We start from the raw sequence: 20,973 nt of genomic DNA on the forward strand, positions 1-20,973 counted from the left end.
GTCGCGTTCCTCCATGACCGGCCCGTCCGACGTCACTAGCGTCCCGTGCCGTGTTCGGAGACTTCACGCCCCGCCCGCACCTCGTCGCCCCCGCCGCCGCACCGCACGCCGAGCTCGTCGCCGCGGCCGCCGACCACCTCGACGCCCGCGTCCCGTGCGCGGGCTGGACCGTGCGCGACCTCGTCGAGCACATGATGACCTGGACCCCCGTGCTCGCCGGCGCGGGCCGCGGCGCCCCGCCCGAGCCCGGCGCGCCGAAGGCCGAGGGCGACTGGCCGAGAGCGCTCGGCGCCGCACGCAAGGACCTCGTCGCGGTGTGGAGCGATCCGGCCTCGTGGGCGGGCACCACGTCTATGGCGGGCTCGGACCTGCCCGGCGCCGTCGTCGGCACGATGGCCCTGGACGAGCTCGTCCTGCACGCCTGGGACCTCGCCGCCGCGCTCCGACGCCCGGTGCAGTGGGACGAGGCACTGCTGGAGGAGGTGCACGCGTCGCTGACCCAGCTGACCCCGCTCGGCCGGAGCATGGGCGCGTTCGGGCCCGCGGTCCACGTCCCGACCGATGCGCCGCTGCTCGACCGCGTCGTCGCCCTCGCCGGCCGGGATCCGCTCTGGACGCCCTGACCCCCGCGCCGGGCACCATGGTCGCCATGAACGAGGTCGATCCGGCGGATCTGGCGCGGCTGCGGTCCCGGACCACCTGGAGCGGAGATGGGGACGCGGACCGGCGCCGGGCGGAGTGCGGCGCCACACGGGGCGGCCACCTCGCCGTGGTCGTCGCCTCCGGCGAGGTGCCGCGGTGCGAGCACTGCGGTGAGGTCCTGAGCCCGGACGCCCTGCGACGGGCGGGATACCGGCCCGCGAAGCCGTGACCGCCACTACCCTGCCGTGCGTGGACCTCCTCGACGACTACACCGGCCACGTCGAGCCCGGCGGCCCCGCCGCCCGGCGCGACCTGCAGGACGTCTCGATCACCAAAGTGTCGGTCGGGCCGATGGACAACAACGCCTACGTCCTCGTGGACCGCGGGTCCGGCGAGGCGCTGCTCATCGACGCCGCCAACGAGACCGAGCGGCTGCTCGACACCGTCGACACGGTGGCCTCCCGCGACCACGTCCGGTCCCTGGCCACCACGCACAAGCACTGGGACCACGTCCAGTCGCTCGAGGACGTCGTCGGCGCGCTCTCGCCGAGGACGTACGCGGGCGAGGCCGACGCGCCCGAGCTGCCCGTCGCCCCGGACCGGACGGTCGGCGACGGCGACACCGTGCGCTTCGGGGGCTCGCAGGTCGAGATCATCCATCTCGACGGGCACACGCCGGGCTCGATCGCCCTGCTCTACCGCGATCCGGCCGGGCACGGGCACCTGTTCACGGGCGACTCGCTCTTCCCCGGCGGCCCGGGCAAGACCGCCGGGCCCGCGGAGTTCGGGTCGCTGATGGACGACCTCGAGGCCAAGGTCTTCGGTCGGCTCGACGACGACACCCACGTCTACCCGGGCCACGGTGACGACACGACGCTCGGCACCGAGCGCCCGAAGCTCGGTGAGTGGCGCGAACGCGGCTGGTGAGCGCGAGCAAGATCCGGGATCGTGGCGCGAGCGTTGCGCTCAGCGGAGCGTTCGCGCCACGAAACCAGATCTTGCTCCGGTGGTGACCGTGACCCGTCGCCGGTCCCGTCGGGGGGGCGGTCACCGCCGCGTCCGCTCGGTCGACCCCGGCTCCACCGAGGGGAGGACCCCAGGACCGTGTCCCGACCGTGACCGGGTCGGCGTCCGCGGCGGTACCCACGCCGGACTCCGCGGAGCAGGCTCGGGTCGTCACGGTCGACGACAGGAGGCGTGCATGCGCGAGGACATCGAGTTCGACGCCGAAGGCGTCACGCTGCGCGGGTGGTTCTACGCGCCGGACGACGCCGGGTCCGGCAGCCACCCCTGCATCGTCATGGCGCACGGCTTCTCCGCGGTGAAGGAACAGCACCTCGACGACTACGCCGAGGTGTTCGCCGCGGCCGGGTTGGCGTGCGTGGTCTACGACAACCGCGGCCTCGGCGCCTCCGACGCCGCACCGGGCACGCCGCGCCAGGAGATCGACCCCTGGGCCCAGGTCCGCGACTATCAGCACGCCATCACCTATGCGCAGGGCCGTGACGACGTCGACGCCGACCGGATCGGTGTCTGGGGATCGAGCTACTCGGGTGCCCACGCGTACGTGGTCGGCGCGATCGACCGACGGGTCAAGGCGGTGTCGGGGCAGGCGCCGCTGGTCTCGGGACGCCGGTCGTTCGAGTCGCTCGTGCGCATCGACCAGTGGGACCCGACGTGGGAGGCGTTCGCGGCCGACCGTCTCGAGCGGGCCCGCGGCGGCGAGCCCGCGATGATGCCGGTCATCACCGAGGACCCGACGGCACCCGCTGCCCTGCCGACCCCGGATTCGTACGAGTTCTTCACCCGCACCCAGCGCGATCGGGCACCGTCCTGGCGCAACGAGGTGACGCTGCGCTCGATCGAGCTCTTCCAGGGCTACGAGGCGGGCGTGTACCTCCCGCTCGTCGCACCCACGCCGGTGCAGATGGTGGTCGCGGCACGCGACCGGCTCGTCGCGACCGAGGCCGCGACCGACGCGTACGAACGCGCGTTGCACCCGAAGAGACTGGTCATCGCCCCCGGCGGGCACTTCGACGCCTACACCGGACCGGGCTTCGAGGTCAGCTCCGGCGCCGCGCGCGACTGGTTCGTCGAGCACCTGGGCGTCGGCAAGGTCGGGTGATCCGCTTCGTCACGGCTCCACCTCCTCCGCGGGCAGGTCCACGACGGTGACCCCACCGGGAGCGAGCCGTACGCGGCGACCGGTGATCCGCTCGGGCCGCAACCGCACGGCCCAGGGTCGGTCTCCGCGGGCCCATGGCGTCACCCGTCCCGCCACGGCTCCCGCGGCGTCCTCGATGCCGTGCCCGACGACCACGACGGTCCACCCCGTGCGCAGGGCGGCCTCGATCCGGTCGGCCTCGAACGTGAGCGGGCACCCGGTCCGCACGGCGTCCAGCACGGAGCCGTCGGCCACGCGGAAGACGAGCTCGTCCCCGTCGAGGCCGACGTTGAGCAGCCGGATCTCGACACGCCCGTCCGGACCGGCCCAGGCCAGTCGTCCCACCGGGACCGTGCGCAACAGGTCCCGGCACGAGGCGGCGTCGAGGACCTCCAGCCCGTCGTCGTCCGTACCCATCATGGGGTTCTCCTCCCGTCCGGCCCGGAGCGACGACACCGCACCCGCGGCGACGACGGCAGGGCCGGTGGGCCCGTCGGATCAGGTCACGAGGGCGGTCGCGGCGAGGAAGTAGATGACGATCGAGAGCAGGTCCTGGATCACCGTGGCGAGGGGCCCCGAGCCGAAAGCGGGGTCGAGACCGAGGCGGTCCAGCGTCCACGGCAGGGCCAGCGCGAGCACGGTCGCGATCGACGACGCGACCAGCAGGGCCACCGCCACCGCTGCGGCCACCCGGGGCTCGTCCCACAGCACCGTGATGAGGGGGAAGGTGACGAGGGCGAACATCACCCCGAGCAACGGCCCGGTGACCGCCTCGCGGAACGCGATGCGGCCGATGCCGACGCCTGCGGCGAGCCCCCGGATCGCCAGTGTCACCGTCTGGGCGCCCACGGCGCCCGCGAGGTAGACGACGCCGGGCACGAAGAAGGCGATGAGGACCTGTGTCCGGAGCTGGTGCTCGAACGCCCCGACGATCGCCGCGGCCAGCAGCGCGCCCCCGAGACCGACGAGCAGCCACGGCAGCCGGTGCCACAGCCGACGCCAGACGCTCTCCGTGGCCGCGGACCGGGCGACAGCGGACGAGCCCAGGAACCCGCCGAGGCGGGCGACGTCCTCGTCGTGCTCCGCCAGCAGCACCGCCAGCAGCCGGTCCGGCGGGATGAGGCCCAGGAACCGTCCGGTCCCGTCCACCATGCCGAGCGCGGACTCCCCCCGGCGCACCGCCCGCCAGGCGGCCTCCTCCTGGTCGGTCGCCGGGGTGACCGTCGGCGGCTCGGGGTCCATGACGTCGCGGACCGGCGTGTCCCCGGCAGCCGCCAGCAGCCGCTCCATGGTGGCCATCCCGACCAGCGTCCCGTCCGCGGCGCAGATCGCCACGGCGGCCGCGCACTCGAACGTGCGCCCCCGCATCTCGTCGAGGATCCGTCGGCAGCTGTCGTGCGGGGCGGCGACCGGAACGGCCACCGAGGCGTGCGTGGCGGCCGTCCTCGTCGCGGCCTCGCCGACGGGGTCCACCGCGGTCGTGCTCACGTCGGTGCTCCGGGTGGCGTCGGCACGCTCCCGCCGGCGCGCTCGGGCATGGCGACTCCTCTCACACGGGTCGCCCCATCGTCACGACCCGGCGGGCGCCGTCCCAGGGCCGATCGGCTCCCGCCCGGACCCCGGCGCCGCGCGCACACCGGGGATCAGCTCGCCGACCACCCCGTCCAGCGGGCGACCTCCACGACGATCGCCGGGCCCTCGGGCGGCTGCTCGCGGTGCTGGGGGTAGCGGGCGCCGAGGGCGTCACGCGCCCGCGCGAGCAGGGGCTCGGCGTCGCTGACCGTCGCGGTGCCGTCGGCGCGCACCCACCACAGCGCGCTCCAGTCGTCGCTGTAGGAGTCGACCAGGAGCGAGACGGCCGGGTTCTCGCCGATGTTGCGCAGGCGCTTCAGCCCGCGGTGTCGCTTGGGCTTGGCGTCGACGGCGATGAGCACGGTGTCCTCGTCGACGGCGAAGACCACGGGCACGACGTGGGGCTGCCCGTCGCCCGACACCGTGGCCAGACGCGCGACGCGCGCCGCCGCGAACCGGCCGCGCGCGTCGTCGGCGTCGAGGGTGGGCATCAGCCCTGGCCGACGAGCTTCGCCAGGTCGTCGAGCTCCTTCAGGACGGTGTCCCGTTCGGCCGAGCTGACCCCGTAGATCGCGCGCTCGAGGCCGACGCGGCGGTAGCCGTCGAGGGCCTCGGGCGAGGTCTCGGCGCCGAACAGCGACATCGGGATGCGGTCGCGGCCGGCGTCGGCGGCCCGCTGCTGCAGGGCGTCCGCGCGCTGCGCGAACTCGTCGAGGTTGTCCGGCCCCACACGCTGGGGCAGCCAGGCGTCGCCGAAGTCGAGGATGCGGTCCTCGACACCCGGGCCCATGCCGCCGACGTAGACCGGCGGGTGCGGCTCCTGGAGCGGCTTGGGCCAGGCCCAGCTGCGCTCGAAGTCGACGAACTCGCCGTGGAACTCGGCCTCCTCCTGCGTCCAGAGCGCCTTCATCGCCGTGACCTGCTCGGCCATCTTCCGCATGCGCGTCCTCGGATCCGTCCCGTGGTCGGCCATCTCCTCGCGGTTCCAGCCGCCGCCGACGCCGAACAGGAAGCGCCCGCCGGAGAGCCGGTCGAGGCTCGCGACCTCCTTGGCGGTGTGGATGGTGTCGCGCTGGATGACCAGGCAGATGCCGGTGGCGACCTTCAACGTCGTCGTTGCGGCGGCCGCGGCGGTGAGGGCGACGAACGGGTCGTAGGTGTGGACGTACATCCGCGGCAGCTCGCCGCCGCCCGGGTAGGGCGACTCCCGCTTCGTCGGGATGTGGCTGTGCTCGGGGAACCAGAGCGAGTCGAAGCCCCGGTCCTCCACCTCCTTGGCCAGCTCGGCCGGGTCGATGGCGTAGTCCGTCGGGAACATCATGATGCCGTGGTCCACGTCGCGACGGTTATCCCGCGGCCGGGACTCCCATGCTCGGGGCACACTGGGCCGCGATGGAGTCGGCCATGGAGAGCGTGCGCGTCGACCGCTGGCTGTGGGCGGTGCGGCTGACCAAGACCCGCGCCGACGCGGCCGCGGCCTGCCGGGGCGGGCACGTGCGCGTCAACGACACCCCGGCGAAGCCCGCCACGCCCGTGAGGCCGGGCGACACCGTGCGCACCCGGGTCTACGAGATCCCGCGGACGGTCGAGGTCACGCGGGTCATCGAGAAGCGGGTCGGCGCGCCCGTGGCCGTGATCTGCTACGTCGACCACACCCCGCCGCCCCCGCCGCCCGAGGAGCGCCCCGCGCCGGTCGCGGTGCGCGACCGCGGCACGGGACGCCCGACGAAGCGGGACCGGCGGATGATCGACGCGCTGCGGGAGCACGCCGGCGAAACCTGACCGCCGGGACGGGCCGGACGGGTGAGCGCTGCGGTCACACCCTGGTGCCGCCGTGGCGGAAGGAGTAGGTCAGAGGCCCGAGAGGACGACCACGCCCGGGGACGACGACCCGTGGCGCGGAGGTGAGCACCCATGCGGCCGTACGAGTCCGTGCGGGTCGAGCTGCTCGGTGGCGCCCGGATCCGGTGGCGGGGCGTAGAGGTGGCGCTCGACGCCTGGCCGCGCCGGGCTGCCGAGCTCGTCGAGCTCCTCGCGCTCGCCGGAGATCGCCACCGCCTCCTGCGGGACCAGGTGCTCGAGGCGCTGTGGCCGCACCTGGACGCCGCGGCGGGAGCGGCCAACCTGCGCAAGGCCGCCCACCACGCGCGGCGGGCCCTGGGGGCGCCGGACGCGGTCGTGCTGCGTGGCGGGGTCGCCGCGCTGTTCCCGGACACCCCGGTGGAGACCGACGTCGCGCGGTTCGAGCACGTCGCGGAGGCGGCCCTGCGCGGCGCCGACGCGGAGCGGTGCGCCGCCGCCGCCGACCTCTACGCCGGGGACCTCCTGCCGGGCGCGCTCTACGCGGAGTGGACCCAGGACCGGCGCACCGCGCTCCGGCTGCGCCACCGGGAGCTGCTGCGCGGGTGCGGCCGCTGGGAGCGGCTCGTCGCCGACGACCCCACCGACGAGTCCGCGTACCAGGGGTTGATGCGCGCGGCGCTCGACCGGGGTGACCGGGCCTCGGCCCTCCGGTGGTACGGCCGCCTGCGCAGCGTCCTCGAGCGCGAGCTCGGCGTGCTGCCCGCACACGAGTCCGAGGCGCTCCACGACGAGTGCGTCGCCGGCCTGCGCCCCGCCGAGCCCGAGCTCGTCGGGCGTGCCCTGGAGCGCGCGCGGGCCGAGGCCGCCCTGGACGGCGCGTCGCGCGGAGAGGTGGGCGCGCTGGTCGTGCGCGGCACCGCCGGGCTCGGCAAGACGGCGGTGTGCCGGCGGGTCGCGGCGACGGCGCGCGAGCGGGGCTGGACGGTCACCGCGGTGACCGCGGTCGGCCGCAGCGCGCCCTACAGCCCACTCGTGGCCGTGGTCGAGCGCGTCCTGGCCCGCGAACGAGACCTGCTCGACCGCCTGCCGGAGCGGACACGGTCGGTGCTCGCCGAGCTCACCGCGCTGGCCGCCCCGGCGCCACCGCTCGAGGGCGGGCTGACCCGTCACCAGGTGATCGGCGCCCTACGACGGGTGCTGGACACCGACGGCACCCCGGCGCTGGTGGTGATCGACGACGCGCACCGGGCCGACGACGCCACGCTCGACGTGCTGCTGCACCTCGCCGGCGACGCGGCGGGCGACGTGCTCGTCGTCCTCGCCCACCGCCCGGGACCCGCACCGGAGGCGCTCGAGCGCGGGGTGGCGCGCCTGGTCCGCGCCGGGACGGCGCTGACCGTGGACCTCGCGCCGCTCGACCGCGAGGACGCCGGCCTCCTGGTGCGGACGGCTGCGCGCGGGACGGTCGACGTCGACGCGGTCGTGGACCGGGCGGGCGGCAATCCGTTCTTCCTGCACGAGCTCGCCCGGCGACCGGCGGGCAGCGCGTGGCAGGCCGTCGCCGAGCGGTTCGTCGACCTCGACGCCGACGCGCTGGACCTGGTGGAGCGGCTCGCCGTGGCCGGTGACGACCTCGGGCCGGCGGAAGCCGTCGCCGTCGCGGAGCTGCCCGAGTCACGGGCGGGCGTCCTGCTCGACGCCGCGCTCGACGCCGATGTGCTCGTCGTCGACGGCGCCCGGTACCGGTTCCGGCACGACCTCGTGCGGCAGGCCCTGGTCGAACGCGTTCCCCCGCACCGGCGCGTCGGACGGCACCGGGAGATCGCCCGCGCGCTCGCCACGGTGGACGGGCGGCCGGCCGCGGTCGCCGAGCACTGGCTGGCCGGCGGACGACCCGACGAGGCCGTCCCGTTCCTGCTCACGGCCGGGCAGCGGGCTGTGGATCTCGGCGCCTACCGGGACGCCCTGGGCCACCTCGACCGCCTGCTCGCGCACGACCCGCGCCACGGCCGGGCGCTGTTCCTGCGCGCCGAGGCGCTGGAGGCGCTGGGCGACGACCGCGCGCCGGCCGCCTTCGCCGCCGCCGCTCGCGTGACCGAGGGTCCGGCGTGGCATGACGTGCGCGCCCGTCAGGCGCTCGCCAGCGTGCGTGCGGGCCGTCCCCAGGAGGCGCTCGACGCGCTCGACGGGGTGCAGGCCGATTCGCTCGACGGCCGGCTCGCCCACGCCCTCGCGTTGTGCGGCGCCGCGGCGATGGGGCGCACGGACCCGGAGCTTGGCGTCGCGAAGGCCGTGGAGACGCGCCGGCTGGCGGTCGCGTCGGGCGACCCGGCGGCCGTCGTGATCGCCTCCTGGGCCGAGGCCGCGGCCGCCCACGCCAGGGGCGACCTGCCCGCCACCGTCCTCGCGGGCCTGCGGGAGACGTACGCGTTGCCGCAGCTGGCGATCACGGTCTTCGACGGCCAGCTGTGCGTGGTCGAACGGCTCCTCTACGGCGGCCGTCCCTACCCCGAGCTGATCGCCTTCGCCGACGCCCTCGAGGCGGAGGCCGAGCGGCTCGGCGCGGCGCGGGGGCGGGCGTTCGCCGCGACGTTCCGCGGGGAGGCGAAGCTGCTGACCGGCCGTCTGGACGAGGCCGAGGACGATCTGGTCGTGGGCGAGCGGCGCCACCGCGAGATCGGGGCCACGGCGGGCGCCGCGGTCGCGCTGCAACGCCGCGCGGAGGCCGCGCTGTACCGCGGCGACCGCGGGCGGGCGGAGGTCCTGCTCGACGAGGCGCTGACGGTGGCCCGGGAGTCGAGCATCGGGTTCCACCTGCTCGACCGGATCTACGGCACGCGCATCGCGGCCGCGCCCGACGCGGCGACCGCCCTCGTCGCGCTCGACGAGGCCGAGTCCGCCGTGCAGGGGGCCCGCGAGACGTGCCCGGGCTGCCGGATCGCACTGGCCGTCCCGGCGGCGATCGCCGCGGCCGGGGCGGGCGACATCGAGCGCGCCGACGGCTACCGGGGCACGGTGGAGGCGCTGACGACGATCCTCATGCGCCTGCCGGGCTGGTACGCCGCGCTCGACGAGGTCCGCGGGCACCGGGAGCGGGCCGCCGGCGACCTCGCCGCGGCGAGCCGGCACTTCGCCGCGGCGGCCGCCCGCTTCCGCACCGCGGGGCACCCGCTCGACGCCGACCGGTGCGACGCCGCCGCCCGCCGCGCCTGAGGAACGTTCCGGGAACGGCGGCGGAGGAGCGTCTCCCGCGGCCGGGGCGACGGACCCGGACGACGAGAGGAACGACGATGTACGCAGTGACCCAGCAGGACGTCCCGGTGGTCATCGAGGGCGACGGCGTCGAGGTGCGCGTCCAGGAGATCGGCGGCGGGATGTCGATCTCGTTCATCCGCCTGCCGGAGGGCGCCGATCTCGGGCCGGCGCTGAAGGGCCAGCCCGACGACCGCTGCCCCTGCCCGCACTGGGGCTACCTGCTGCGCGGGCGGGTGAAGATGCGCACCGCCGCCGGCGACCAGGTCTACACCGGCGGGCAGGGCTTCTACTGGGGGCCCGGCCACGTCCCGGTGGCGCTGGAGGACAGCGAGTACGTCGACTTCTCGCCCACCGACGAGTTCACGGCGGTGCTCGACCACATCCGCGGCCAGGGCTGAGGAGGCCTACAACGTCGCCGAGAACGAGCGTGTCGTCAGGCCCGAGCCGCCGATCCAGGGCTCGAAGCCGGCCTGCACGCTCGTCATGTACCACTCCGGCTTCGCCAGCCCGCGGTCCTGCGCGTCGGCGACGAACCGGTCCAGCGGCAGGTCGGTGACCTCCAGGGTGGGCTGCTGGCGCACGTAGGTGATCGTCGGCAGGTCGATCGCCCCGAGCCACACGTCCCACGTCGTCCCGCCGATCGTCACCTCCGCCTTCTTCGACCCGATGGGCTGCACGCGGGGCGTGTTCTTCAGCCAGATCATCAGCTCGAGGCCGGTCGGGCGTCCGTTGCGGCGCGGGGTCGGGTCCATCCAGAGGTCGTAGGCGACGTTGTAGTCGCCGGTGGGCGGGACGGAGACCGCCCACGAGGAGCGCAGGCCGGCGAGCTCGGTGATGCGCTTGGGGAACGGGGTGTCCCGGGTGCAGTTGCCGTAGTTGCAGCCCCAGACCATCGAGGGGTACGCGGCGGGCTCGTCGGTCTTGTGGTGCTCGGCGGGGTCCACGACGAAGCCGACGTCGAAGGCGGTGATGCACTGGCGGGTGTCCGCGCCCCAGACGTTGTTCTGCACCTCGTAGCGTCCGCCCGCCACCGGGGTGGACTCGGTCTTGCCGCACACGCGGGTGCCCTCGACGCGGGGCGTCGTCCCCAGCGCGGGACTGCCACCCAGCAGGACCGCGAGCACGGCGACGATTGCCACGATCATCCCGCTCGTCGCCCGACGTCGACCGTTCATCTGCCTTCATCCTCGCTACTCGACCGTTCGGCGCAGCAGAAGCTACGTTCACCGCGGCCCGTGCGGCAGCTCCACTCCCCCGATCGATCGGGTGGACTCAGGCGCCGCGGTGGGTGGGGAGCCGCCGCGCGAGCAGGGCGTCCACCCCGGTGTCGTGCGCCCGGAGGGCGGCGAGGACGTCGGGCGGCGGCTCCTCGCCGCGGATGACCGCGGCGGCGAGGGCGGCGGCGGCCGGGGCGGTCTCGATGCCCGACCCGCCCTGCCCGGCGAAGAGGTGCAGGCCGGGGTGTTCGGGGCGGTCGCCGATCACGAGCCCGCGGTCGGGGACGAAGGTGCGCAGGCCGGTCCAGCTGGTCACGACGCTGCGCAGGCCCAGGATGGTGACGGCGTTGACCCGCTCGAGGGCGGAGGCGACGTCGAGCTCGTCGGGACGCGGGTCCCCGGGCTCGGCCGGGGTCTCCTCGGACGGCGAGACGAGCAGGTGCTCGCCCTCGGGCTTGGCGTACCAGCGCTCGCCGGCCGAGACGACGAACGGGTCGTCGCGGCGCACGGGCGCGCCGTCCGGGATGCGGGCGATGGCGATGGTGCGGCGGAGCGGGCGCAGGCCGACCGGGTCGGCGCCGGCGAGGGCGAGCAGCCTGTCGGTCCAGGCCCCCGCCGCGAGGACGACGAGGTCGGCGTCGAGGTACTCGGTGTGTCCGTGGTGGCCCACACCGACCCGCCAGCCGCTGCCGGTGCGCTCGAGGGCGGTGACGGGCCGGCCCGTACGGATCGTCCCGCCGCGCTCGCGCAGGGCGCGACGGTGGTGCTGGTGCAGGCCGAGCGGGTCGGCGTCCTGGGCGTCCTCGACGACGCCGGCCGCCCGCAGCACGTCGGGACGCAGCGCGGGCCAGCGGGCGACGGCCTCGTCGACGGTGAGCTCGTCGACGGTGTCGAGGGGCAGCAGCTCCTCGCGCAGCACCCGCTCCTCGTCGGCCTCGTGGGCGACGTGGAGGACGGGGCGCGGGCGCAGGAACGGGTGGCCGGCCTCCTCGGCGAGGACGTCGAAACGGGTGCGCGAGGCGGCGATCAGCGCGCGGGTGGGCGCGGCGCCGTGGCCGGGGATGTAGCTCGCGGCCGAGCGCCCCGTGGTGTGCCGGGCCAGCTCGGCCTCGCCCTCGACGAGCACGACCTCGCCCGCGCGCGCGAGCTCCGCGGCCACCGACACCCCGGCGATGCCGCCGCCGACGACGACCTCCATGTGCGTGATCTTCCCTGCTATAGCCGGGGAAATCACTCACATACGGAGGTCGAGGCCGAGGTCGAGCACCGGCGCGGAGTGGGTCAGGGCGCCGACGGCGAGATAGTCGACGCCGGCGGCGGCGTGGGCCGCGGCGGCATCGAGGGTGAGCCCGCCGGAGACCTCGAGGCCGGTGCCCGGGGCCGTGGCGTCACGGCGGGCGACGGCCTCGGCGGACTGCTCCGGGGTGAAGTTGTCGAGCAGCACCAGGCCGACGCCCAGGGCGAGGACCTCGTCGAGCTGGGCGAACGAGTCGACCTCGACCTCGCACGGCAGCTCCGGTGCCGCTGCGCGCGCGGCGGCGAGCGCCGCGGTCACCGAGCCGGCGGCCGCCACATGGTTGTCCTTGATCAGGATCGCGTCACCCAGCGACATGCGGTGGTTGACCCCGCCGCCGCAGCGCACCGCGTACTTCTGCAGCGCCCGCAACCCGGGCACGGTCTTGCGGGTGTCGCGGATGCGGGCGCGGGTGCCGGCGACGGCGTCGACCCACGCCGCGGTGGCCGTCGCGACCCCGGAGAGCTGGGTGAGCAGGTTCAGCGCCGTCCGCTCGGCGGTCAGCAGGGTGCGCAGCGGCGCCCGGACGGCGAGGGCGACGTCGCCGGCGGCGAGGCGGTCGCCGTCGGCGCGGGCGTCGAGGACCTCGAGGTCGGGCCCGCAGACCCGTTCCAGCACCCGCACGGCCACGCCGACGCCCGCGAGCGTGCCGGCGGGACGGGTGCGGAACTCGCCGACCGCGATCGCGCCCTCCGGCACGCAGGCCGTGGTCGTCGCGTCGGGGCCGTCGCGCAGGTCCTCGTCGAGGGCGCGGGCGACGACGTCGTCGACCTCGGCGGGATCGAGGGACTCGGGGAGCGTGAGCGTGGCGGTCATGCGGCACCCCCGCGGCGGGCGTCGGTCGTCCCGACGTGCAGCCGCCCATCACCGTCGAGGACGACGGTGCTCGAGGTGCGCTGCCAGCGGTCGTCGGTGACGGGGTGGTCGGTGCGGACGTGGCAGCCGCGGGTCTCGGTGCGCGAACCCGCGGCCGCGAGCAGGACATGGGCGGCGAGGGTCAGGGCCGCGTCCTCGGCCTCGGCGCGGGTCGTGGGCACCCGCAGGTCGCTCGCGGCCTCGACCGCGTCGGACGCCGCCGCGAGACCGGCGGCGTCACGACCGATCCCGGCGCCGCGCGTCATGGCCGCCTGCAGGACGGCGCGGTCGGCGACGGGCACGGGGCGCGGGGCGGCGGCGTCGACGCGACCCAGCGCGCGGGGACCGGCCAGGGCGGCGACGACGTCCTCGGCCGCGCGCCGCCCCGTCACCAGGCCCTCGAGCAGGCTGTTCGACGCAAGCCGGTTGGCGCCGTGCAGGCCCGTCCGCGCGACCTCGCCGGCGGCCCAGAGCCCGGCGACGCCGGTGCGGCCGCGGGTGTCGGTGACGACGCCGCCGCACGCGTAGTGCGCGGCGGGGCGCACGGGGACGGGGTCGCGGGCGAGATCGACGCCGATGGCGGCACAGGACGCGGCGACGGTCGGGAAGCGGGCGGCGACGTCGGGGACGCCGGTGGCGTCGAGCCACACGTGCTCGGCCCCGAGCTGCGCGAGCCGGCGGGTGATGGCCGCGGCCACCACGTCGCGGGGGGCGAGGTCGCCGAGGGGGTGCACGCCCGCGGTGACCGGGGCGCCGGTCGTGTCGCGCAGCACCGCACCCTCACCGCGCAGGGCCTCGGTGACCAGCGGTGCGCGACCCGGGCCGGCCCGCCCGGTGTGGAGCGCGGTCGGGTGGAACTGGACGAACTCGACGTCGGCGAGCGCCGCGCCGGCGTGCAGGCCCAGCGCCCAGCCGTCGGCCGTCGCGACGGCGGGGTTGGTGGTCGTCTCGTAGAGCGCGCCGACCCCGCCCGTCGCGAGCAGCACCGCGGGCGCGGCGAGGCGGCCGGGGCGCCCGTCGTCGTCGCGGACCTCGAGACCCTGCACGGAGCCGTCGGGGCCGGTGAGCACCGCGGTCGCGGCGTGCCCGGCGAGCACCGTGAGCGCCGCCCGGCTCGTCGCCGCGAGCAGGGCGCGCTCGACCTCCGCGCCCGTGGCGTCCCCGCCGGCGTGGACGACGCGCAACGCCGAGTGCCCGCCCTCGCGGGTGCGGGCGAGACGCGCCGCCCCGCCGTCCGGCTCCGCGTCGAACACGGCGCCCTGGCCACGCAGGGCGGTGACGGCGGCGGGCCCGGCGGCGAGGATGGCGCGCGCCGCGGACGCGTCGACCAGCCCGCCGCCCGCGGCGAGGGTGTCGGCGAGGTGGGCGTCGACCGAGTCGCCCGTGACGTCGCCGAGCACGACGGCGATGCCGCCCTGGGCCCAGCGCGTGCTGCCCTCGTCGGGCACGTCCTTCGTGACGACGACGACCCGGACCCCGGCGCGGCGGGCGGCGAGCGCGGCGGTCAGCCCCGCGACCCCGGAGCCGACGACGACGAGGTCGGCAGCGGTCTCCCAACCGGCGTCCCCGCCGGTCTCCCGGCCGCTCACTCCCCGCCCCCCGGCCGGCCGATCTCGATCATGCGCTGCACGGCGCCCCGGGCCCGCGCGGCCGTGTCGGGGTCGACGTGGACCTCGTCACGGCCCTCGACCAGCGCCCGGGTCAGCGCACCCGGGGTGATCATCTTCATGTAGCCGCAGGCCGCGCGGTCGTTGACCGGGCGGAAGTCGACCTCGGGGTTGGCGCGGCGCAGCTGGTGGAGCATGCCGACCTCGGTGGCCACGAGCACGCTGGCCTTCGTGGTGTTCTTGGCCGCGTCGAGCATCCCGCCGGTGGACAGGATGTGGACCTGCTCGGCGGGGACCGCACCCGCACCGGCGAGGTAGAGCGCGCTGGTGGCGCAGCCGCACTCGGGGTGGACGAAGAGGTCGGCGTCGGGGTCGGCCTGGGCCTTGGCCGTCAGCGTGGCGCCGTTGATGCCGGCGTGGACGTGGCACTCACCGGCCCAGATGTGGAGGTTCGCGCGCCCGGTGATCCGCTGGACGTGGGCGCCGAGGAACTGGTCGGGCAGGAAGAGGACCTCGCGGTCGGCGGGGATGCTGTCGACGACCTCGACGGCGTTGGACGACGTGCAGCAGACGTCGGTCTCGGCCTTCACCGCGGCGGTGGTGTTGACGTAGCTGACGACCACCGGCGCGGGGTGCCCAGAAGCGGTGAACTCGGCCTTCCAGGCGCGCAGCTCGTCGGCGGTGATCGAGTCGGCGAGGCTGCACCCGGCCAGGGCGTCGGGGATGAGCACCGTCTTCTCCGGCGCCAGGATCTTCGCGGTCTCGGCCATGAAGTGGACGCCGCAGAAGACGATCGTGGACGCGTCGCTCGCGGCGGCGATGCGGGAGAGCGCGAGCGAGTCGCCGGTGTGATCGGCGACGTCCTGGATCTCGGGGCGCTGGTAGTTGTGCGCGAGCACCACGGCGTCGCGCTCCCGCGCGAGCCGGCGGACCTCCTCGGCCCACCCCGGTCCGGCGGTCAGCGGCGCGACGAGTTCGCCGGCGATCTCTGCGTTGGCGACGGTCATCGCCGTCTCCTCCCCCGGGTCCCGCGTCCTCGTCGGCGCGGCCCGGCCCCTCGACTGGTTTTCGCCTCGTGGTCGAAAACGTGCCCGACGGTACCTCCCACCCCCGCCCTCGCGCCAGCACCCGTCACGCGCCGTGGCGAGCGCCACCGTGCCTCGTGTCAGCCGTGGGCCCCTACGGACACTGGGTGTCTGCGGTGGCCCACCGCTGACACCACCTACGATCACGCTCCGTGGAGAGCGTCGGCACGCAGGGGTCCGCGGCGGGCGAGCCGGGGACGTACGCGCACGACGTGCTGGCCGTGGTCCTGCGCATCACCGGGGTCGTACCGAGCGTGTTGCTCTGGCAGCGGGCGCGGGAGCCGCACGCCGGGCGCTGGTCGCTGCCCGGCGGTCGGTTGGGCGCCGACGAGGACGTCGAGGCCTCGGTCCGCCGGCATCTCGCGGAGAAGGTCGACCTCGCCGAGGTCGCGCACGTCGAGCAGCTCGGCGTGTACTCCGACCCCCACCGCGGGCCGGCGCCCCGACGGGTCGCGACGGCGTTCCTCGGCCTCGTGCCCACCGACGCCGACCCCGCCGTCCCCGGCGACACCGCCTGGCACCGCGTCGACGCGCTGCCCACCACCGCCTTCGACCACGGCGCCATCACCCGCGACGGCGTCGACCGCCTGCGCGCGAAGCTCTCCTACACCAACATCGGCTTCGCGCTCGCCCCCGCCGAGTTCACGGTCTCCGAACTGCGCGACCTCTACGCCGCCGCCCTCGGCCACCGCGTCTCGGCCACCAACCTCCAGCGCGTCCTCACCCGCCGCGGCGTCCTCGTCCCCACCGGCGAGACCGCCGCGCCCGGTCCCGCGGGTGGGCGCCCCGCGGCGGTCTTCCGCTTCTCCGAGCACGTCCTGCGCGTCACCGACCCGTTCGCGGCCCTGCGACCGCCCGGCGAGCCGGGGTAGACGCCCGCGACGCGCGTCCCGCGCCACCCGGCGGGGTGGCCCCAGTGGTCGTAGCGTGGTGCCGTGGTCGAGACGCTGCCGCTGTTCCCTCTGGGGACCGTCCTGCTGCCCGGCGCCTCACTGCCACTGCACATCTTCGAGCCCCGCTACCGCCAGCTCACGATCGACCTCGTCACCGGCACGATCCCCGGCAAGCAATTCGGTGTGGTCGCCGTCCGCGAGGGCTGGAGTCCCGACGACGGTCGCGAGGGCCTGCACGACGTCGGCTGCACGGCGAGCCTGCGCGAGGTGCGGCGCCTGCCCGACGGCCGCTTCGACATCCAGACCACGGGTGACCGCCGCTTCCGGCTGCTCGAGGTCGACGACGGCACCGCCCCCTATCTGGTGGCGAACGTCGAGTGGCTGCCCGACGACGAGGGCGACACCGAGCACGACCTCGCCCCGCTGGCCATGGCCGCCCGGGCCGCCCACCGCCGCTACTGCGCCACCGCGTGGCGCCAGCAGGGCGGCGGCGACGGCGAGCTGCCCACCGAGCTGGGGACCGAGGCCGCGCCCGACGTCACCGAGGCCGAGCTCGCCCACATCCTCGCCGGCGACTGCCTGCTGCCGCTCTCCGACCGCCAGGAGCTGCTCGAGCAGACCTGCCCGATGGAACGGCTGCACCTCATCCGACGCTCGATGACCCGGGAGGCGATCCTTCTCGGCGAGCTCCGGGCGGTGTGGGCCCCGACGGCCAAGTTCGCCGTCGAGCACAGCCCGAACTAGGTGAGCTCCGCCAGGACCCGCCGGTAGGCCTCGGTCGCCGGCGCGATGAGGCCCGCCGGCGCGGTCTCGTCGGTGACGTGGGCCTGCTCCGGCTCGCCCGGGCCGTACACGACCACGTCGGCGCCGCCGAGCGCCGAGGCCAGCACGCTCGCGTCGGTGAAGTACGTGGCGTAGCGCCCCGGTCCACTCCCGCTGCCGCCCCGGAGCAGCTCCACGGTGCGCGCCGCCCGTGCCGGGTCGGTGTCGATCAGCGGCAGCTCGACGAGGCGCTCGGTCTCGACCGGGCAGCCGGCGAGCCCGACGACCGTGGCCTCCGCCGCGTCGGCCGTGTCGCCGGGCACGAGGCGCAGGTCGACGGTGAGCGCGGCGTGGTCCGGGACGACGTTGGGCTGGACGCCCGCCCGCATCATCCCGACGTTCGCGGTGGTCGCCCCGTGCGTGGGGCTGGTGGGCCACGCGTCGTGCTCGTGGATCCGCACCGCCGCGCGGGCGAGGTCGACCAGCGCGTTGTGGCCGAGGTCGGGCCGAGAGCCGTGGGCCGGGACGCCCGTGGCCCGCAGCACCAGCCACAGCACGCCCTTGTGCCCGAGCACGACGTGGTTGGCCGTCGGCTCGGCGACGAGCAGCGTCCCGGACGGCGCCAGCGCGTCGCCCGGGAGCTCCCGGGCGCCCTCGCAGCCGGTCTCCTCGCCGAAGGTGAGCACGACCTGCACGCCGCTGCCGCCGGCGCGGACGTGCGCGGCGGCCGCGACCACCGCCGCGGCGACGCCGGCCTTCATGTCGCTGCTCCCCCGGCCCCGCAGCCGCCCGTCCACGACGTCGCCCGCGAGCGGGTCGAACGACCACACCGACTCCTCGGCGGGGACGGTGTCCAGGTGCCCGGTGAGCGTCACCGGGGTCTGCGTGCCGCGTCGGGCGACGACGTTGGCGCGGCCGGACCGCGTCTCGTGCACGGTCACGTCCAGGCCGGCGTCCTCGAGGCGCTCGGCGAGCAGCGCGGCGGCCGCGCTCTCCCCGCCGCCGCGGGTGTCGAGACGCACCAGCTCACACGCCAGGTCGACGGGGTCCACGGTGCCTCCCGGGGTCGGTGGTGGAGGGCACGGTCACGACGCCGCGGGGTCGCGACCCATCTCCTCGTGCCCGTCGATGATGGCGGCCAGGACGTAGGTGAGCGCGGCCGCGAGCCCGGCGACCAGCGCGAGCCACCACGGGCCCGGCGACGGCGGCACGCTCGTGAGCACCGCGGGCACCGGCCCGCCCGGGGCTCCCGCCCGGTCCAGCGCCGCCGGGTCGACGAGCACCGGGATCGGTGACGCCGCCCAGGCCAGGAGCCCCCCGATCCGTCCCGCCACCCAGGCCCCGGCCAGCGACCCCACGACGAGGGCGACGAGCAGCACCGGACCGCGGCGATGGCGCCGCCGCCACGCCACCGCGCCGGCGATGACCCCGAACGCGGCGATCAGCAGGACGTGGATCGCCACGGCGTCGAACGCGTGGTCGGCCTCCCCCGCCGGGACACCCGACCCGCCGCCGGGCAGCGCGACGGTGTGCACCACGGGCGCGAGGAACGCCCACAGCGCGCCCAGCGGGAGCCCGACCACCACGAGGATCGCGGCGTAGCGCAGGCCCGCGGGCAGGTCGGCGCGCAGCTCGTCGCGCGACAGCCGGTGGGCGGGCGGCTCGCCGGGCAGGAAGTCGTCGTCGACGGTCATGGTCGAGCTCCGCTGCGCCGCGTCTCCCGGACGCTCATTCACGGATGCCCGAACCCGCCGGCGCCCGTCGACTCGCCGTGGCGGCTGCACCGCGCGGTCCAGCCCATGGGGTCGACCTGCACGACCATCCGCCGCGCGCACACCGGGCAGTGCCGCGGCGGGTCGACGGTGGCCAGCCGGCGGTCGCACGGCGCGTGGTCGCCCTCGACCCGCGCGCGGCCGCACCACGCGCAGAACGGCTCCGACGCGGCGCCGGCTCCGTCGCGCTCCGCGTCGCGGTCGGCCGGGCCCTCCGCCGGCTCCACCGGCGCGCTCACAGCGTGTCGTTCAGGGCCTTGATCGGCATCTTGAGCTCCTCGAGCATGTCGAGGTCCTGCTCGGCCGGGCGCCCGAGGTTGGTCAGGTAGTTGCCGACGATGATGGCGTTGACCCCACCGAGCATGCCCTGCTCCGCACCGAGGTCCCCGAGGGTCAGCTCCCGGCCGCCGGCGAAGCGCAGCACCGTGCGCGGCAGCGCCAGACGGAACGCCGCCACCGTCATCAGCGCGTCGGCGCCCTGCGGGACCTCGAGGTGCGCGAAGGGCGTCCCCGGGTTGGGGATGAGGAAGTTCAGCGGCACCTCGTCGGGCTCGAGCTCGGCGAGCTGCACGGCGAACTCGGCGCGCTGCTCGAGGGTCTCGCCCATGCCCACGATGCCGCCGCAGCAGACCTCCATGCCCGCCGCGCGCACCATCTGCAGGGTCTCCCAGCGCTCCTCCCAGGAGTGCGTGGTGACGACCTCGGGGAAGTGCGAGCGCGCGGTCTCGAGGTTGTGGTTGTAGCGGTGCACGCCCATCGCGGCGAGCTCGTCCACCTGCTCCTGGGTCAGCATCCCCAGCGAGCACGCGACGTTGATGTCGACCTCGGCGCGGATTGCGGCGATCCCCGCCCGCACCTGCTCCATGAGCTTCGCGTCGGGACCGCGCACCGCGGCGACGATGCAGAACTCCGTCGCCCCCGTCTTGGCGGTCTGCTTCGCCGCCTCGACCAGCCGGTCCTTGTCCAGCCACGCCGCGCGCACCGGCGAGTCGAACAGCCCGGACTGCGAGCAGAAGTGGCAGTCCTCGGGGCAGCCGCCGGTCTTGAGCGAGACGATGCCCTCGACCTCGACCTCCGGCCCGCACCAGCGCATCCGCACCTCGTGCGCCAGCGCCAGCGCCTCGCCGAGCCGCTCGGTCGGCAGCGACAGGACGGCCAGCACCTGCTCCTGCGTGAGGCCCTCCCCCCGCTCGAGCACCTGCTCGCGGGCCACGGCGAGGACGTCCTCCCCCTGCGTGTCCTCGGTGCTCGCGCCGGTCTCCACGGCCGTCACGCCGGGCTCCCTTCGTCGGGTCGCGGGGACGGGGACGTCCCGGGCGGCAGTGTGCCTCACGAGGAGGTCTGGGGGGACCACCCACCTCCGAGGACGGGACCGAGGCCACACCGCGCGGCGACGAGGAAGGCGTCGTGATCGACTCCGCCGAGGCCCGCGGGCAGCACCCCGAGCAGCGGGGCGTCGGTGACGCGCGGCAGGTCGTCGAGGTTGGTCCGCTCGGCGAGGTCCGGGCGCTCCGGGAGGGCGCCGACGACGGTGCCGAGCAGCGGCACCCCGCGCCGGGCGAGCGCCTCGGCCGTCAGCGCGGCGCTGTTGAGCACACCGAGCCCGGCGGACGCGACGAGCAGCACCGGTGCCGCGAGCCCGGAGGCAACGTCGGCGAGGGTCTCGTGGAGATCGTTGAGCCGCACGAGCAGCCCGCCCGCGCCCTCGACGAGCACGAGGTCCGCCGTGCCCTCGAGCCCGCGGACCGCCTCGACCACCTGGGCGGCCATGACCGGCATCGCCCCCGCCCGGCGGGCGGCCGTCGCCGGCGCCAGCGGCTCGGGGAACCGGGCGAGCTCCAGCGTGTCCACCGCCCCGGCGAGGCGCACGACCGCGGCGAGGTCGCCGGGCTCGTCCTCGGCGACGCCGGTCTGCGCCGGCTTGAGCACCGTGACCCGCTCCCCCGCCGCGCGGGCCAGGGCCGCGACCGCGGCGACGACCACGGTCTTGCCGACGTCGGTGCCGGTGCCGGTGACGATCATGGTCCGCATCCGGCGAGGGTATCCGCGGCC

Annotated in this window: 23 protein-coding genes; 9 read left to right on the forward strand and 14 right to left on the reverse strand. The window is 75.9% G+C overall.

Annotated features, from left to right (window positions below):
- Positions 1-50 precede the first annotated feature (50 nt).
- The 4 genes from C8D89_RS14675 (at position 51) to C8D89_RS14690 (ending at position 2,767) form a co-directional block, all read left to right on the forward strand.
- Positions 51-623: a TIGR03086 family metal-binding protein gene (locus C8D89_RS14675; RefSeq protein ID WP_116708882.1), complete on the forward strand. Its 573-nt coding sequence runs from the start codon at positions 51-53 to the stop codon at positions 621-623.
- A 26-nt stretch (positions 624-649) separates the two neighbouring features.
- Positions 650-871 (forward strand): hypothetical protein, encoded by a 222-nt coding sequence (locus tag C8D89_RS14680; protein ID WP_133251915.1) that lies wholly within the window; start codon positions 650-652, stop codon positions 869-871.
- 20 nt (positions 872-891) lie between these two features.
- Positions 892-1,569 (forward strand): MBL fold metallo-hydrolase, encoded by a 678-nt coding sequence (locus tag C8D89_RS14685; RefSeq protein WP_116709091.1) that lies wholly within the window; start codon positions 892-894, stop codon positions 1,567-1,569.
- A gap of 274 nt (positions 1,570-1,843) precedes the next feature.
- The gene (locus C8D89_RS14690) at positions 1,844-2,767 is read left to right on the forward strand and encodes an alpha/beta hydrolase (RefSeq protein ID WP_116708884.1); all 924 of its coding nucleotides are present in this window, start codon (positions 1,844-1,846) and stop codon (positions 2,765-2,767) included.
- A 9-nt stretch (positions 2,768-2,776) separates the two neighbouring features.
- Here the strand turns inward: C8D89_RS14690 and C8D89_RS14695 are convergent, their stop codons facing one another.
- The 4 genes from C8D89_RS14695 to C8D89_RS14710 form a co-directional block, all read right to left on the reverse strand.
- Positions 2,777-3,226, reverse strand: coding sequence for a pyridoxamine 5'-phosphate oxidase family protein (locus C8D89_RS14695; RefSeq protein WP_116708885.1), 450 nt, complete (start codon positions 3,224-3,226; stop codon positions 2,777-2,779).
- 78 nt (positions 3,227-3,304) lie between these two features.
- Positions 3,305-4,294: a magnesium transporter gene (locus C8D89_RS14700; protein ID WP_243418110.1), complete on the reverse strand. Its 990-nt coding sequence runs from the start codon at positions 4,292-4,294 to the stop codon at positions 3,305-3,307.
- Between the two features lie 155 nt (positions 4,295-4,449).
- On the reverse strand, positions 4,450-4,869 hold the full coding sequence (locus C8D89_RS14705) for a TIGR03668 family PPOX class F420-dependent oxidoreductase (RefSeq protein ID WP_116708886.1): 420 nt from the start codon (positions 4,867-4,869) through the stop codon (positions 4,450-4,452).
- Positions 4,869-5,714, reverse strand: a complete 846-nt coding sequence (locus C8D89_RS14710) for an LLM class F420-dependent oxidoreductase (protein WP_165825712.1) — start codon at positions 5,712-5,714, stop codon at positions 4,869-4,871. Before C8D89_RS14710 ends, C8D89_RS14705 begins: the two co-directional genes overlap by 1 nt.
- A gap of 68 nt (positions 5,715-5,782) precedes the next feature.
- Here C8D89_RS14710 and C8D89_RS14715 point away from each other — a divergent pair, with 68 nt between their 5' ends.
- The 3 genes from C8D89_RS14715 to C8D89_RS14725 all read left to right on the forward strand — a co-directional run bounded on the left by C8D89_RS14715 (position 5,783) and on the right by C8D89_RS14725 (position 9,834).
- Positions 5,783-6,160, forward strand: a complete 378-nt coding sequence (locus C8D89_RS14715) for an RNA-binding S4 domain-containing protein (RefSeq protein WP_116709094.1) — start codon at positions 5,783-5,785, stop codon at positions 6,158-6,160.
- Positions 6,161-6,292: 132 nt separating this feature from the next.
- On the forward strand, positions 6,293-9,394 hold the full coding sequence (locus C8D89_RS14720; protein ID WP_116708887.1) for an ATP-binding protein: 3,102 nt from the start codon (positions 6,293-6,295) through the stop codon (positions 9,392-9,394).
- Positions 9,395-9,471: 77 nt separating this feature from the next.
- Positions 9,472-9,834 carry a hypothetical protein gene (locus C8D89_RS14725; protein WP_116708888.1) on the forward strand — a complete coding sequence of 121 codons (363 nt, stop codon included), beginning with the start codon at positions 9,472-9,474 and terminating at the stop codon, positions 9,832-9,834.
- 6 nt (positions 9,835-9,840) lie between these two features.
- Here the strand turns inward: C8D89_RS14725 and C8D89_RS14730 are convergent, their stop codons facing one another.
- From C8D89_RS14730 to nadA, 5 genes are all read right to left on the reverse strand, one after another.
- The gene (locus C8D89_RS14730) at positions 9,841-10,581 is read right to left on the reverse strand and encodes a GH12 family glycosyl hydrolase domain-containing protein (RefSeq protein ID WP_243418111.1); all 741 of its coding nucleotides are present in this window, start codon (positions 10,579-10,581) and stop codon (positions 9,841-9,843) included.
- 127 nt (positions 10,582-10,708) lie between these two features.
- Positions 10,709-11,851: an NAD(P)/FAD-dependent oxidoreductase gene (locus C8D89_RS14735; protein ID WP_116708890.1), complete on the reverse strand. Its 1,143-nt coding sequence runs from the start codon at positions 11,849-11,851 to the stop codon at positions 10,709-10,711.
- Between the two features lie 36 nt (positions 11,852-11,887).
- Positions 11,888-12,763: a carboxylating nicotinate-nucleotide diphosphorylase gene (nadC, locus tag C8D89_RS14740; protein WP_116708891.1), complete on the reverse strand. Its 876-nt coding sequence runs from the start codon at positions 12,761-12,763 to the stop codon at positions 11,888-11,890.
- Complete coding sequence (locus C8D89_RS14745) at positions 12,760-14,391, reverse strand: L-aspartate oxidase (protein ID WP_116708892.1); 1,632 nt, start codon at positions 14,389-14,391, stop codon at positions 12,760-12,762. The genes nadC and C8D89_RS14745 overlap by 4 nt, the downstream gene beginning before the upstream one ends.
- Complete coding sequence (gene nadA / locus C8D89_RS14750) at positions 14,388-15,416, reverse strand: quinolinate synthase NadA (protein WP_116708893.1); 1,029 nt, start codon at positions 15,414-15,416, stop codon at positions 14,388-14,390. The genes C8D89_RS14745 and nadA overlap by 4 nt, the downstream gene beginning before the upstream one ends.
- Before the next feature lie 230 nt (positions 15,417-15,646).
- Here nadA and C8D89_RS14755 point away from each other — a divergent pair, with 230 nt between their 5' ends.
- Both C8D89_RS14755 and C8D89_RS14760 read left to right on the forward strand, forming a co-directional pair.
- Entirely contained in the window at positions 15,647-16,366 is a 720-nt protein-coding gene (locus tag C8D89_RS14755) for an NUDIX hydrolase (protein ID WP_116708894.1), read from the forward strand.
- 63 nt (positions 16,367-16,429) lie between these two features.
- The gene (locus tag C8D89_RS14760) at positions 16,430-17,131 is read left to right on the forward strand and encodes an LON peptidase substrate-binding domain-containing protein (RefSeq protein WP_116708895.1); all 702 of its coding nucleotides are present in this window, start codon (positions 16,430-16,432) and stop codon (positions 17,129-17,131) included.
- Here C8D89_RS14760 and C8D89_RS14765 read toward each other — a convergent pair.
- From C8D89_RS14765 to bioD, 5 genes are read right to left on the reverse strand one after another with little or no spacing between them, the layout of a single operon-like run.
- Positions 17,128-18,201 (reverse strand): M20 family metallopeptidase, encoded by a 1,074-nt coding sequence (locus tag C8D89_RS14765; RefSeq protein ID WP_116708896.1) that lies wholly within the window; start codon positions 18,199-18,201, stop codon positions 17,128-17,130. The genes C8D89_RS14760 and C8D89_RS14765 overlap by 4 nt on opposite strands.
- 33 nt (positions 18,202-18,234) lie before the next feature.
- The gene (locus C8D89_RS14770; protein ID WP_116708897.1) at positions 18,235-18,843 is read right to left on the reverse strand and encodes a DUF2567 domain-containing protein; all 609 of its coding nucleotides are present in this window, start codon (positions 18,841-18,843) and stop codon (positions 18,235-18,237) included.
- Positions 18,844-18,881: 38 nt separating this feature from the next.
- On the reverse strand, positions 18,882-19,160 hold the full coding sequence (gene bsaP / locus C8D89_RS14775; RefSeq protein WP_165825708.1) for a biotin synthase auxiliary protein BsaP: 279 nt from the start codon (positions 19,158-19,160) through the stop codon (positions 18,882-18,884).
- Complete coding sequence (bioB, locus tag C8D89_RS14780) at positions 19,157-20,194, reverse strand: biotin synthase BioB (RefSeq protein WP_243418112.1); 1,038 nt, start codon at positions 20,192-20,194, stop codon at positions 19,157-19,159. Before bioB ends, bsaP begins: the two co-directional genes overlap by 4 nt.
- Positions 20,195-20,250: 56 nt before the next feature.
- Positions 20,251-20,952, reverse strand: coding sequence for a dethiobiotin synthase (gene bioD, locus C8D89_RS14785; protein WP_116708898.1), 702 nt, complete (start codon positions 20,950-20,952; stop codon positions 20,251-20,253).
- Positions 20,953-20,973 lie beyond the last annotated feature (21 nt).

The organism is Actinomycetospora cinnamomea, from assembly GCF_003096675.1.
GTDB lineage: Bacteria > Actinomycetota > Actinomycetes > Mycobacteriales > Pseudonocardiaceae > Actinomycetospora > Actinomycetospora cinnamomea.